The 12,279-nt window shown below is 64.3% G+C and carries 9 protein-coding genes; 8 read left to right on the top strand and 1 reads right to left on the bottom strand.

The genetic code is table 11. The annotated features are described in order from the left end of the window. Positions 1-46: 46 nt before the first annotated feature. The 6 genes from A3Q7_RS0108580 to greA all read left to right on the top strand — a co-directional run bounded on the left by A3Q7_RS0108580 (position 47) and on the right by greA (position 9,099). Positions 47-496 carry an outer membrane protein assembly factor BamE gene (locus tag A3Q7_RS0108580; protein ID WP_018411457.1) on the top strand — a complete coding sequence of 150 codons (450 nt, stop codon included), beginning with the start codon at positions 47-49 and terminating at the stop codon, positions 494-496. A gap of 52 nt (positions 497-548) precedes the next feature. After that, positions 549-1,346: a 4-hydroxy-tetrahydrodipicolinate reductase gene (gene dapB / locus A3Q7_RS0108575; protein ID WP_018411456.1), complete on the top strand. Its 798-nt coding sequence runs from the start codon at positions 549-551 to the stop codon at positions 1,344-1,346. A 63-nt stretch (positions 1,347-1,409) separates the two neighbouring features. Beyond that, positions 1,410-4,013, top strand: a complete 2,604-nt coding sequence (locus A3Q7_RS0108570) for a response regulator (RefSeq protein ID WP_040570685.1) — start codon at positions 1,410-1,412, stop codon at positions 4,011-4,013. Between the two features lie 166 nt (positions 4,014-4,179). Continuing rightward, positions 4,180-5,322 (top strand): glutamine-hydrolyzing carbamoyl-phosphate synthase small subunit, encoded by a 1,143-nt coding sequence (carA, locus tag A3Q7_RS0108565; RefSeq protein WP_018411454.1) that lies wholly within the window; start codon positions 4,180-4,182, stop codon positions 5,320-5,322. 86 nt (positions 5,323-5,408) lie between these two features. Beyond that, positions 5,409-8,624, top strand: coding sequence for a carbamoyl-phosphate synthase large subunit (gene carB, locus A3Q7_RS0108560; protein WP_018411453.1), 3,216 nt, complete (start codon positions 5,409-5,411; stop codon positions 8,622-8,624). Between the two features lies 1 nt (position 8,625). After that, positions 8,626-9,099: a transcription elongation factor GreA gene (greA, locus tag A3Q7_RS0108555; RefSeq protein ID WP_018411452.1), complete on the top strand. Its 474-nt coding sequence runs from the start codon at positions 8,626-8,628 to the stop codon at positions 9,097-9,099. A 40-nt stretch (positions 9,100-9,139) separates the two neighbouring features. Here the strand turns inward: greA and yhbY are convergent, their stop codons facing one another. Next, complete coding sequence (gene yhbY / locus A3Q7_RS0108550; protein WP_018411451.1) at positions 9,140-9,592, bottom strand: ribosome assembly RNA-binding protein YhbY; 453 nt, start codon at positions 9,590-9,592, stop codon at positions 9,140-9,142. 40 nt (positions 9,593-9,632) lie between these two features. On the opposite strand from yhbY, the gene A3Q7_RS0108545 reads away from it, so the two are divergent. Beyond that, positions 9,633-10,265, top strand: a complete 633-nt coding sequence (locus A3Q7_RS0108545) for an RlmE family RNA methyltransferase (protein WP_018411450.1) — start codon at positions 9,633-9,635, stop codon at positions 10,263-10,265. A 90-nt stretch (positions 10,266-10,355) separates the two neighbouring features. Beyond that, positions 10,356-12,242: an ATP-dependent zinc metalloprotease FtsH gene (gene ftsH / locus A3Q7_RS0108540; protein ID WP_018411449.1), complete on the top strand. Its 1,887-nt coding sequence runs from the start codon at positions 10,356-10,358 to the stop codon at positions 12,240-12,242. The last annotated feature ends 37 nt before the right edge of the window (positions 12,243-12,279 follow it).

Raw genomic sequence — 12,279 nt, 5'->3', positions numbered from 1 at the left:
CGGGCGACGTTCCTCTGCCCTTCCTCCGTTCTCGGGTTTCCTCCGCATGTCCTTCCTCGTTGCACGCCGCGCCAGTCTTGTCCTCGTTCCGCTGCTTGCCGGCTGCAGCAATATCGAGGTGCCGGATTCCCTGGATATCGTGAGCAAACTCAACCCCTACCGCATCGACATCCGGCAGGGCAATCTGGTCACCCAGGACATGGTGGCGCAGCTCAAGCCGGGCATGAGTCGCGATCAGGTGCGCTTCATACTCGGTTCGCCGATGCTGAGCGACGTGTTCCATCCCGATCGCTGGGACTATGTGTATTACTTCAAGCCCGGCAACAAGCCGGAGGACATCCAGCAGCGTCGCCTCGTCGTGTATTTCGAGGATGAAAAGCTGGTCAGCGTCGGTGGCGACGTGATCGCCGCCGAGGAGGGTGAACTCAAGCCGCCGGAGCCACGCACCCGCACGCTGGATCTGGGCGAGGTGTCGGCCACCGCGCCGGCGAAGTGAACTCTCTCGGCCCGTTGTCCCCACCCTCAACTGAAAGGACCCCATGACTCCGATGCGCATTGCGATCGCGGGAGCATCCGGCCGCATGGGCCGCATGCTGATCGAAGCCACGCTCAAGGACGCCGCCGCGCAGCTTGTAGCGGCGCTGGATCGTCCCGAGGCGGCGGCGATAGGCGAGGACGCTGGCGCCTTTCTTGGCGTGAAGACCGGCGTGAAGGTGAGCAGCGATATCGACGCGGCCTTGTCCGGCGCCGACTTCCTGATCGATTTCACGCGCCCGGACGGCACGCTGGCGCATCTTGATGCCTGTCTGCGGCATCGCGTGAAGATGATCATCGGCACCACCGGCTTTTCCGAAGCGCAGCGCGCGCGCTTGAACGATGCTGCGCGTGAGCTCGCCATCGTGTTCGCGCCGAACATGGCAGTGGGTGTCAATGCCGTGTTCAAGCTGCTCGACGTGGCGGCGCGCATCCTGAACAGTGGCTACGACGTCGAGGTGATCGAGGCGCATCACCGCATGAAGGTCGATGCCCCGTCCGGCACGGCACTGCGCATGGGCGAGGTGGTGGCCGATGCGCTTGGCCGGTCGCTGTCCGAATGTGCGGTCTATGGCCGCGAGGGCCACACGGGCGAGCGTGACGAGCGGACCATAGGATTTGCGACCGTGCGCGGCGGCGACATTGTCGGTGACCATACGGTGCTGTTCGCCGGCATCGGCGAGCGCGTCGAAATCACGCACAAGGCGGCCAGCCGAATGCCCTATGCGCTGGGCAGCCTGCGCGCGGCCCGCTGGCTGCGCGAGCGCGACAGCGGCCTGTACGACATGCAGGATGTGCTTGGCCTGCGCTGAACGCCTGGCTTTCTGAACGCGCGCCTGCGCCGCATACTGTCTGTCCCGGACCCGACGGCTACCATGCACCCAGCACTTCTTTCCCAACTTGCACCGGTCGGATTGAGCGCGCTCGACGACGCGTCGATCGCCGCCTGGCTCGCGCGTGCTCCATCCCCGGCCGCGCTTGCCGCGGCCTTGCGCGGCATCGATCATCTGCTCGCCGCGGGCGGCGATACCGATGCCACCCGGCACGCCTGGCGCTGGGTGCCGGCCAACGGCAGCCTGATCGTGCCGGCCGCGTTCCGCGCCAGCCTGGGCTACGGCGAGAACGAGCTGCCCGATACGCTGGTCGTGTGGCGCGACATCCTGCACGACGACGACGTACTGACCTTCGACGCCTGGCTGGAAGAGCGCCTTGCCGGTGCCAGCGGGCAGCCGGAGGTCGATCTGCGCATGCGCCGCAGCGACGGGAATATGGTGTGGGTCAGGATGGAGGCGAGCGCCGCGGAACGCGACGATCGCGGGCGCATGGTGAGCGTGTCCGGCCAGATGGGCCTGCTCGATGCGCGTCGCCAGGCCGAGATCGAGCTGCTGCGCGCGAAGGAGAAGGCAGAGGCCGCAAGTCGGGCGAAGAGCGACTTCCTGGCCAATATGAGCCATGAAATCCGCACACCGATGAACGGCATCATGGGCATGTCGGAACTCATGCTCGATACCGCGCTGGACAGCGAGCAGCGCGAGTACGTGAATGCCATCAAGACCTCGGCCGATGCGCTGCTGGTCATCATCAACGACATCCTGGACTTTTCCAAGATCGAGGCCGGCAAGCTGGCGATCGAGGAAGTGGAGTGCGTGCCGGCGGAGCTGGTCGGCGAGGCGGCTCGCGGTCTGGCCATTTCCGCACAGCAGAAGGGGCTGGAACTGTATTGCCGGCTGGCTCCAGACCTGCCGGCGAGGATGTTGGGCGACCCCGGGCGGCTGCGACAGATCCTGGTGAACCTGATCGGCAACGCCATCAAGTTCACCGAGCAGGGCGAAATCGAAGTGGGATGCGAAGCGGTGGGGGTGCCCGCCGCATCCGGCTCCGATGCGGAACTGCATCTGTGGGTCAGGGATACCGGCATAGGCATCGATGCGGCCAAGCAGGCTTTGGTTTTCGAAGCGTTTGCGCAGGCGGATACGTCGACCACCCGGCGTTTCGGCGGCACCGGACTCGGGTTGGCGATCTGCAACAAGCTGGCGCATCTGATGGGCGGTCGCCTGTGGCTGGATAGCACACCGGGCCAGGGATCCACTTTTCACTTCACATTGCGCTGCCGGGTGCTCGAGGCGGCCGGGCTGTCACCCCATTTCCAGCGCTTTGCAGGTCTGCGTGTGTTGCTGATAGACGATCACCCGCCCAGCCGGGGCGTGGTGGCCGCCATGCTGGGAGACATGGGTGCATCGGCGCTCGCGGTCGGCTCGATACAGGCAGCGCGCCAGGCCTTGAAGCAGGCACACGAAAGCGGACGACCGTTCGACATGCTGCTGGTTGATCGCACCTTGCCCGACGCCGAAGCGTTCGATTTCGTATCCGGTTTCTGTGAGGGGCCGCATCGCCTCAACCGCGTGGTGATGATGCTCAGCGGCGCCAACCAGGCGTCGGACAATGCCCGCGCGCGCGCCCTCGGCATACGCGGCCGCCTGCACAAGCCCTTTTCCGCTGGCGAGCTCGCCACTGCGCTGGACGCCGCTCTGAATGGCGCCGCGGACGATGCGGCGGGCGCGGCGGCCGACCCTGGCGAGGAGGACGAGTTCCTGCTGACCATTGGCGACATCGACATCGAAAGCTCACTCGCTGGCGCGCACAGTCCGCCAGCGGCGGTCCGGCACATCCTGCTCGCGGAAGACAATCCGGTGAACCAACTGGTCGCCACGCGCACACTGGAACGTGCCGGCTACAAGGTGACAGTCGCGAACAACGGTCAGGAAGCGCTCGACCTGATCGAGCATCACACCTTCGACGCCGTGCTGATGGATGTGCAGATGCCGGTGATGGGCGGCATCGAGGCGACGCGCGCCATCCGTGCCCGCGAACAGCGCCGCTCCTGGCTGGCCGACGCTGACCGCGTCCAGCACCTGCCCATCATTGCAATGACAGCCAATGCCATGAAGGGCGATCGCGAGCTCTGCCTGGACGAGGGGATGGACGATTACGTCAGCAAGCCGGTCACGGCCGAGGATCTGTTGTCGGCACTTGAACGCGCGCTGTCGCGTGGCGGGGAGGATGCCTCTTTCTCCTTTTCGGGTACCGATGCCGCGGAATTCGTGCGCGAGCGCACCGACGCAGCCGAGGACGTGTTCGACATGCAGCACACCCTGCAGACGCTGGAGGGCGACCGCGCCATGGCATTGCGGGTGATCGATGTGTTCCTGGCCGAACTGCCCCAATTGAGGCGTATGCTGGGCGTGTCGGTCCACGCGGGCGACGGCGAGGGGGTGGCGCGCATTTGCCACCGCCTGCGCGGCTCACTGGCTGTATTCGGTGCAACGGCGACCTCGTTCTGCGCGTCGCGGCTTGAGGACGTGGCGCGAGGCGGAAAAGCGGCCGAGTTCCCCGTCTTGCACAGGGAACTCGACCTTCTTCTCGCAAAAACGGGTGAAGCGCTGGTGCAGGCGAAGCCCGCGTTCGCCGGCAAGGTCTGAGAGGGCCGCAGACCGTCGGCGCATGCACCGAAATTGCGCGCCGCACCCTGCGCGGGTATAATTCTCGAATCCAGCGGGAGATGCCCCATACAAGGCGTCTCCCGCTTCGCATATGTGGCGCACGCACGCGCCGACATCCCCCCTATACGCATTTCAGGAGTAAAACGTGTCCGCCCATGCGCCCGCGCTGCTTGCACTCGCCGATGGAACGGTTTTTCACGGCAGAAGCATAGGGGCGGAAACGGTCACGACCGGCGAGGTGGTGTTCAACACTGCACTGACCGGCTATCAGGAAATCCTGACCGATCCGAGCTACACGCGCCAGATCGTCACGCTGACCTATCCGCACATCGGCAATACCGGCGTCAATGTCGAGGACGTCGAGGCCGGCCGGGTGTTCGCCGCCGGTCTGGTCATTCGTGACCTGCCGCTGCGCTCGTCCAGTTTCCGCAGCAATCAGACGCTGGATGCCTATCTGCGTGAACAGGGCATTCCCGGCATCGCCAATATAGACACGCGCAAGCTCACCCGCATGCTGCGCGAGAAGGGCGCGCAGGGGGCCTGTCTCATGGCCGGCCGCGTCGATGCCGGTGAAGCCGTGGCCAAGGCGCGCGAATTTTCCGGCCTCGCTGGCATGGATCTGGCCAAGGTGGTGAGCGCGACCGAGCCCTACGAGTGGAGTGAGGGCGAATGGCAGCTTGGCCAGGGTTTCGTCCAGCCCGCTGCCACGCCTTTTCATGTCGTCGCCTACGATTTCGGCGTCAAGCGCAACATCCTGCGCATGCTGGCCAGCCGCGGCTGTCGCCTCACGGTGGTGCCGGCGCAGACGCCTGCTGACACCGTGCTGGCGATGAATCCGGACGGCGTGTTCCTGTCCAACGGACCGGGCGACCCTGAGCCGTGCGATTACGCGATCTCCGCCATCCGTCGCTTCCTCGACCGCAAACTGCCCACCTTCGGCATCTGCCTGGGGCATCAGTTGATGGGACTGGCCGCCGGCGCGAAGACGCTGAAGATGAAATTCGGCCACCATGGCGCGAATCACCCGGTCAAGGACAACGATAGCGGCCGCGTGCTCATCACCAGCCAGAACCATGGTTTTGCGGTCGATCCGGCTACGCTGCCGGACAATGTGCGGGTGACCCATGTGTCGCTGTTCGATGGCAGCCTGCAGGGTATGGCGTGGACCGATCGCCCGGCCTTCTGCTTCCAGGGTCACCCGGAAGCGAGCCCGGGCCCGCATGACGTGGCCTACCTGTTCGATCGATTCGTGAAGATGATGGAGGAGGGGAAAGGGGTCAGAGGCTAGGGCCCAGGGAAAGCATGCGGGCGGCGCAGCCGCCCGGAAATTTCACCCTGATCCCTGACCCCTGATCCCTGGCCCCTCACAGACAAATGCCCAAACGTACAGACATCCAATCCATCCTGATCATCGGCGCCGGTCCCATCGTGATCGGTCAGGCCTGCGAGTTCGACTACTCGGGCGCCCAGGCGTGCAAGGCGCTGCGTGAAGAGGGTTACCGCGTGGTCCTGGTGAATTCCAACCCGGCCACCATCATGACCGACCCGGGCATGGCCGATGTGACCTATATCGAGCCCATCACCTGGCAGATGGTCGAGAAGATCATCGAGAAGGAACGCCCGGACGCGCTGCTGCCCACCATGGGCGGCCAGACCGCGCTGAACTGCGCGCTCGACCTGGCCCGCCACGGCGTGCTCGACAAGTACGGCGTCGAGCTGATCGGCGCCCGGCAGGAAGCGATCGACAAGGCCGAGGACCGCGAGAAGTTCAAGCGTGCGATGACCCGGATCGGCCTCGGTTCGGCTCGCTCCGGCATCGCCCACTCGATGGAGGAGGCTCTGCAGGTGCAGGCCAGCATCGGCTTCCCGGCCATCATCCGCCCGTCCTTCACGATGGGTGGCAGTGGCGGCGGCATTGCGTACAACCACGAGGAATTCGTCGAGATCTGCAAGCGCGGTCTCGAAGCGTCACCGACCAGCGAACTGCTGATCGAGGAATCGCTGCTCGGCTGGAAGGAATACGAGATGGAGGTCGTGCGCGACAGTGCCGACAACTGCATCATCGTGTGCTCGATCGAGAATCTCGATCCGATGGGCGTGCATACCGGCGATTCGATCACCGTGGCGCCGGCGCAGACGCTGACCGATCGCGAGTACCAGATCATGCGCAATGCGTCGATCGCGGTGCTGCGCGAGATCGGCGTGGATACCGGCGGCTCCAACGTGCAGTTCGCGATCAATCCGGCCGACGGCCGCATGATCGTGATCGAGATGAACCCGCGTGTGTCGCGCTCGTCCGCGCTGGCATCCAAGGCGACCGGCTTCCCGATCGCCAAGATCGCCGCCAAGCTGGCGGTGGGCTTCACGCTGGACGAATTGAAGAACGACATCACCGGAGGTGCCACTCCGGCGTCGTTCGAGCCGTCGATCGACTATGTGGTCACCAAGATTCCGCGTTTCGCCTTCGAGAAGTTCCCGCAGGCCAACGACCGCCTGACCACACAGATGAAGTCGGTGGGCGAGGTCATGGCCATGGGCCGGAGTTTCCAGGAGTCGATGCAGAAGGCGCTGCGCGGCCTCGAAGTGGGCGTGTATGGCTTCGACGAGGTGGAAACCGACCAGGACGAGCTGGAGCGCGAACTGGCGCTGCCCGGTCCGCAGCGCATCTGGTACGTCGGCCAGGCCTTCCGCAACGGCATGAGTCTGGACGAGGTGCACCAGCTCACCAAGATCGATCCGTGGTTCCTGGCGCAGATCGAGGACATCATCCAGACCGAGCGCGCCTTTTTCGGTCGCAGCCTGAAAAGCGTGGATGCCGTGACCATGCGCGACCTGAAGCGCAAGGGGTTCGCGGACCGTCGCCTGGCCAGGCTGTTCCAGTGCGACGAGACGGCGCTGCGCCTGCACCGGCTGGCGCTCGGTGTGCGTCCGGTCTACAAGCGCGTCGATACCTGCGCCGCGGAGTTCGCGACCGATACCGCCTACATGTACTCGAGTTATGACGAAGAGTGCGAGGCGAATCCGTCCGGTCGGCGCAAGATCATGGTGCTGGGCGGCGGTCCGAACCGCATCGGCCAGGGCATCGAATTCGACTATTGCTGCGTGCACGCGGCGCTCGCGCTGCGCGAGGACGGCTTCGAAACCATCATGGTCAACTGCAATCCGGAGACGGTGTCGACTGACTACGACACTTCGGACCGGCTGTATTTCGAGCCGCTGACGCTGGAAGACGTGCTGGAAATCGTCGCCATCGAGAAACCGGAAGGCGTGATCGTGCAGTTCGGTGGCCAGACGCCACTCAAGCTGGCACGGGATCTGGAGGCGAACGGTGTGCCCATCATCGGCACCAGCCCGGACATGATCGATGCGGCCGAAGATCGCGAGCGCTTCCAGAAGCTGTTGATGGATCTCGGCCTGAAACAGCCGCCCAACCGCACCGCACGGGCGGAGGACGAAGCGGTGCGCCTTGCCGCCGAAATCGGTTATCCGCTGGTGGTGCGCCCGAGCTATGTGCTGGGCGGCCGGGCGATGGAAATCGTGCATCAGCAGGCAGACCTCGAGCGCTACATGCGCGAGGCGGTCAAGGTGAGCAACGATTCGCCGGTGCTGCTGGATCGCTTCCTGAACGACGCAACCGAAGTCGATGTCGATGCCTTTTCGGACGGCAAGCAGGTGATCATCGGCGGCATCATGGAGCACATCGAACAGGCTGGCGTGCATTCCGGAGATTCCGCCTGCTCGCTGCCTCCGTTCTCGCTGACGCCGGAGCTGTGCGACGAATTGCGCCGGCAGACCGAGGCGATGGCGCGTGCCCTCAACGTGGTTGGTCTGATGAATGTGCAGTTCGCCATCCAGCGCGATGCTTCCGGCGATACCGTGTATGTGCTGGAGGTCAATCCGCGGGCGTCGCGCACCGTGCCCTTCGTGTCCAAGGCCTGCGGCCTGCCGCTGGCCAAGATCGCCGCGCGCTGCATGGCCGGCCGTTCGCTGGCTGACCAGGGGGTGACCGGCGAGATCGTGCCGCCTTACTATTCGGTCAAGGAAGCGGTATTCCCGTTCGTGAAATTCCCCGGGGTCGATACCATCCTCGGACCGGAAATGAAGTCCACCGGCGAGGTGATGGGCGTCGGCCGCACTTTCGGCGAAGCCTTCGTGAAGAGCCAGCTCGCTGCGGGCGTGCGACTGCCTACCGCCGGGCGCGCCTTCATTTCGGTCAAGCCCGCCGACAAGGCCAAGGCGGTCGAGGTCGCACGCGAACTGCACGAACTGGGCTTTGCTCTGGTGGCCACGCGTGGCACGGCGACGGCGATTGCCGCGGCCGGTCTGCCGGTCGCGCCGGTAAACAAGGTGAACGAAGGCCGTCCGCACATTGTCGACATGATCAAGAACGACGAGATCGCGTTCATCGTCAATACCGTCGACGAGAAGCGGGCCGCGATCAACGATTCGCGCTCCATCCGGACCAGCGCGCTGGCCAGCCGGGTGACGCTGTTCACCACGGTCGAGGGCGCACGCGCCGCTTGTGCAGGCATGCGCATTTCCCAACTTGAAACCTATGCGCTGCAGGATCTGCACGCGCAGATGAACTGATATGAGCATTCCCCTTACCGTCACGGGTGCCGAAAAGCTCAAGGCTGAACTGCACCGCCTGAAGACTGTTGATCGGCCCAATGTCATCGCTGCGATCGCGGAAGCGCGTTCGCACGGCGACCTGTCGGAAAACGCCGAATACGACGCAGCCAAGGAACGTCAGGGCTTCATCGAAGGCCGCATTGCCGAGATCGAGGGCAAACTGGGCAATGCCCAGATCATCGATCCGAAGGAGCTGGATGCGGAAGGCCGGGTCGTGTTCGGTGCGACCGTGGAGCTTGAGGATGTGGAAGCCGGCAAGCAGGTGACCTACCAGATCGTCGGTGACGACGAGGCGGATCTGAAGGCCGGCATGATTTCGGTCAATTCGCCGATCGCCCGCGCGCTGATCGGCAAGTACGCCGGCGATATGGCCGAAGTGCAGGCGCCGGGCGGCGTGCGCGAATACGAAATCGTCGACGTCCGCTACGTCTGACGCGGCGGGCCGCGCTTGGCGCGCCCCGCCCGCCGTGACCTCAGCGGGGTGTCTTGGCGCGCGGTTTCAGCGATCGGGCAGGGGTATTGCGCGCGACACCGCGGCGACCCGGCACCGGCTTGGCCGGCATGCTGCGTGTGGGCACGGGCTTCTTCGCGGCTTCGGGCCGGCTGCTTGTCCTGCGCGCCGGCTTGGCCGGCTCGGCCGCAGGCCTGTGCAGTTCCGGATTCGGACGGTAGAGCACCAGTATGTTGCCGATGCGCTGTATCGGCGCCGCGCCGGTCGCCTCGCAGGCCTCGTTCAACAAGGCCTCGCGCTGTTCGCGCTCCGCGTCGAATACCCGGACCTTGATCAGTTCATGCGATTTGAGGGCGAGCTCGATTTCCTTCAGTACCGCTGCGGTCAGCCCGTTCTGCGCAATCATCACCACCGGCTTGAGCGGGTGGGCCTGCGCACGCAGTGCGCGGCGTTCGTCGGGGGTCAGTGTAAGCATGTCGGTGTTTCCGGAAAGGCGCAGCAGTCTAAGCTAAGTCATGGCCAAGAACAAAACCAGTCGTCAGTGGGTGCACGACCATATCAATGATCCTTATGTGAAGCAGGCGCAAGCCCAGGGTTTCCGCTCGCGCGCCGCGTTCAAGCTGATGCAGATCGACGACAAGGACAGGTTGCTGGGGCCGGGCAAGGTTGTCGTCGATCTGGGCAGCACGCCCGGCGGATGGTCGCAGGTGGTGGCGAAGAAGGTGGGGCCGTCCGGGAAAGTGGTCGCGATCGACCTGCTGCCGATGGAGCCGGTGCATGGCGTGCGTTTCATACTGGGCGATTTCCGCGAGGATGCGCCGCTGGCCGAACTGGTGGAATCGCTGGACGGGCGACAGGTCGACCTTGTTTTGTCCGACATGGCCCCCAATCTGAGCGGTATAGCGGTCACCGACCAGGCGCGTTCCATTCATCTGCTCGAGCTGGCGCTGGAATTTGCTCGCGAACATCTCAAGACAGGTGGCGACATGCTCGTTAAAGTGTTCCAGGGGTCGGGTTTCGATGAACTCAGGCGCGAAATGGAGCGCCTTTTTGCGTCGGTGGCCGTGCGAAAACCCGACAGTTCCCGCGATCGCAGCGCAGAGGTGTATCTTCTGTGTCGTGGCCGGCAAGGAGCACCCGGCGGCTGATTCGGCCGGGTTGCGGAACATCGGCGGGTGATACCGGTCTGTCACTCGTCGTCCCGGTCATCCCGGAATCTGGAATACAGAGGAATTGCCTTGAACAACATGTTCAAAAATCTTGCGATCTGGCTCGTGATCGGCATCGTGCTGATGACGGTGTTCAACCAGTTCAATCAGCGCCAGGCCACGCAGGGCATGGTCGAATATTCGGAATTCCTCGACGAGGTGAAGGCGGGCAGGATTTCCAAGGTGGAAATCCAGGGCCGCACGCTCACCGCCCAGACCACCGACGGCAAGCGCATCAATTCCTATGCGCCGCCGCAGGACATCTGGCTGGTAAGTGACCTGCTGAAGAGCAATGTGAAGGTGGTCGCCAAGCCGGAAGAGGAACAGAGCTTCCTGATGAGCATCTTCGTGTCGTGGTTCCCGATGCTGCTGCTCATCGGTGTATGGATATTCTTCATGCGCCAGATGCAGGGCGGCGGACGCGGCGGCGCCTTTTCCTTCGGCAAGTCCAAGGCGCGCATGCTGGACGAATCGACCAACACGGTCACTTTTGCCGACGTCGCCGGATGTGACGAAGCGAAGGAAGAGGTGGCCGAACTGGTCGAATTCCTGCGTGATCCTTCGAAATTCCAGAAGCTGGGCGGCCGCATTCCGAAGGGCGTGCTGATGGTCGGTTCGCCGGGTACCGGCAAGACGCTGCTGGCCAAGGCCATCGCCGGCGAAGCCAAGGTGCCGTTCTTTTCGATCTCGGGTTCCGATTTCGTCGAAATGTTCGTCGGCGTCGGTGCCGCCCGCGTGCGCGACATGTTCGAACAGGCGAAGAAGCAGGCACCGTGCATCATCTTCATCGATGAAATCGATGCGGTCGGTCGTCAGCGCGGCGCGGGTCTTGGCGGCGGCAACGACGAGCGCGAGCAGACGCTGAACCAGTTGCTGGTTGAAATGGATGGTTTCGAAGGCCAGACCGGCATCATCGTGATTGCCGCGACGAACCGCCCGGACGTGCTGGATCCGGCACTGCTTCGCCCGGGTCGTTTCGACCGTCAGGTCGTGGTGCCTTTGCCCGACATCCGCGGACGCGAACAGATCCTCGCTGTGCACATGCGAAAGGTGCCGCTGGCGCCGGACGTGAAGGCCGAGATCATCGCCCGTGGCACGCCCGGCTTCTCGGGCGCCGATCTGGCGAACCTGGTCAACGAGGCGGCGCTGTTCGCTGCGCGCGGCAACAAGCGCGTGGTCGACATGGAGGACTTCGAGCGCGCCAAGGACAAGATCATCATGGGCGCTGAGCGTCGCACCATGGTGATGGACGAGGAAGAGAAGAAGAACACGGCCTATCACGAGTCCGGTCATGCCATCGTCGGCATGCTGCTGCCCAAGTGCGATCCGGTGCACAAGGTGACCATCATTCCGCGCGGACGGGCGCTCGGCGTCACCATGTCGCTGCCGGAAAAGGATCGCTACAGCTACGACAAGGAATATTGCCTGCAGCTCATTTCGATGATGCTGTCCGGCCGCATCGCCGAAGAAATCTTCATGAACCAGATGACCAACGGCGCAGCCAACGACTTCCAGCGGGCGACCGACCTGGCGCGCCGCATGGTCACCCAGTGGGGCATGTCGGATTCCATGGGCCCCATGGTCTATGGCGAAGAGGAAGGCGAAGTCTTCCTGGGCCGCAGCGTGGCGACGCACCGCAACGTGTCCGAAACCACGATGCAGCGGGTGGATTCTGAAATCCGGCGCATCATCGACGAGCGCTATGCGGTTGCCCGCAAGCTGCTGGAGGACAACCGCGACAAGGTCGAATCCATGACGCAGGCGCTGCTGGACTACGAAACCATCGATGCGGACCAGATCGACGACATCATGAACGGCCGTCCGGTGCGTCCGCCCAAGCCGACCTCGCGCCCGCCCAAGGCCTCGTCCGACGGCGGGGCATCCGGGGCAGCGGCCAACGCAGCGGCCCCCGCCTGAGGGCCACCGGGGACGCTGCGTCCTCATCCCGTTCCAT

Source organism: Methyloversatilis thermotolerans, from assembly GCF_000372885.1.
In the GTDB taxonomy this organism is placed as follows: domain Bacteria; phylum Pseudomonadota; class Gammaproteobacteria; order Burkholderiales; family Rhodocyclaceae; genus Methyloversatilis; species Methyloversatilis thermotolerans.
Note: the sequence above shows the minus strand (reverse complement) of the source record. Positions and strands in the feature narration are given on the sequence as shown.